At 50.3% G+C, this 1,035-nt stretch carries 2 protein-coding genes; both read right to left on the bottom strand.

Translation table 11 applies throughout. The features are described from left to right. Window positions 1–16: 16 nt before the first annotated feature. On the bottom strand, window positions 17–568 hold the full coding sequence (locus tag NB063_RS29465) for an IS630 family transposase (protein ID WP_250932891.1): 552 nt from the start codon (window positions 566–568) through the stop codon (window positions 17–19). Then, on the bottom strand, window positions 565–954 hold the full coding sequence (locus NB063_RS29470; protein WP_250932889.1) for a COG3415 family protein: 390 nt from the start codon (window positions 952–954) through the stop codon (window positions 565–567). The genes NB063_RS29465 and NB063_RS29470 overlap by 4 nt, the downstream gene beginning before the upstream one ends. Window positions 955–1,035: the final 81 nt, after the last annotated feature.

Here is a 1,035-nt window from a genome sequence, read left to right on the forward strand (position 1 = left end):
TAGAGCATTTTGATTTTTATTGTGCGACATAACCTGAGTGGCGAAAGCAGTTCAGGCAATCAGTCGGCGTCACTGATTTGATGGCTTTACCAATTGCGTTGTAAAGCTTGCGTTCGGTTCGAACTGCTAGGCGACGTAAGTGAGCTTTGATCTTCGAGAAGATTTGCTCAATCGGATTTAGGTCCGGTGAATAAGGCGGCAGGAATCGGACTTCCGCGCCGGTCACGCGAATCTTTTCCAGCACGACAGCGTTTTTGTGACTCGACAAGTTGTCCATGATCAGAATGTCGCCGGGACGCAGTGCGGGAGCCAACAACCAATCGACATAGGCTTCAAAGACCTGTGCATTGGTTGGGCCGTTAGTGATCATCGATGCGCGACTGCCGTGACAATCAATCGCATGGATCAGCGTTGTTGTTTTCCAGTGTCCGTGCGGAACCAGGTCAGTGACTCGCTCATCACTTGGGCCCCAGCCATAGCGACGCGTCATGTTCGTCTTAGCACCCGTTTCGTCTAGAAATATCAGCTTGCTAATATCCAACCTGCGTTGTTGGTGTTTCCAGCTTATCCTTCGTTCTTTAACGTCACTTCGCTCTTGCTCGCTGGCATGTAGCGACTTTTTTTATGCGTATGTCCCTGACGATGCAGTTCCATCCAGATCGTCTTCAGACAGCAACTTACGCGCAATTTCGAACGAAGTTGCTCGAGCGTGAGACTGGAATCCTCGCGTACAAGCTGATCGAGCCGCTTGCACTGTTTGTCGCTCAACAGGCGTTTTCGCCCCACTTTGTGCGTCTGGGGCTCAAGCGTTCCCAGGTCACGCCATTGATATTTCAGCTTTTGCACCATCTTATGACTGACCGAAAACCGGGCAGCGATTTTCGGCATGCTCTCATTGCCTTCTAGAACGGCAGCCAAGATCCGTTCTCGCAAATCCATACTCAACGCTCTCATCTGTGCACCTCCTTGAGTGAGAAGCACCCAGTTTATCGCCGAGGATTGATTCGACCTATATCAATAAGGAAAATGCTCTAG

Origin of the sequence: Aporhodopirellula aestuarii, from assembly GCF_023701485.1 — a bacterium.
Classification (GTDB): Bacteria; Planctomycetota; Planctomycetia; order Pirellulales; family Pirellulaceae; genus Rhodopirellula; species Rhodopirellula aestuarii.